Source organism: Flavobacterium sp. HJSW_4, assembly GCF_042436695.1.
Classification (GTDB): domain Bacteria; phylum Bacteroidota; class Bacteroidia; order Flavobacteriales; family Flavobacteriaceae; genus Flavobacterium.
This window is the reverse complement of record NZ_JBHNPP010000113.1, coordinates 1-210: the sequence shown is the minus strand read 5'-3', so window position 1 is coordinate 210 and position 210 is coordinate 1. Positions and strand designations below refer to the sequence as shown.

At 41.9% G+C, this 210-nt stretch carries 1 protein-coding gene; it reads left to right on the top strand.

Translation table 11 applies throughout. The features are described from left to right. Positions 1-210, top strand: a 210-nt coding sequence (locus ACE01P_RS24515) for a hypothetical protein (protein WP_379701680.1), incomplete at both ends; no start/stop codon positions are given.

The window sequence follows — 210 nt, the reverse complement described above, 5'->3', positions numbered from 1 at the left end:
CACCCACAACCCACCACCACACACCAACAACAAAAACACCACACCAAACACCACCCCCCCAACCACCAACAACCGCTCTTCCGATCTGGCGATTTTATCAATATTGATTATGTTGTAAATGACCCGAAGAAAGCTGTTATTTTATGTCACGGTTTGAACTTTTGGTATAATTCTTCAATTTCAGAACGTCTTCCTGATTTTGAAATCACG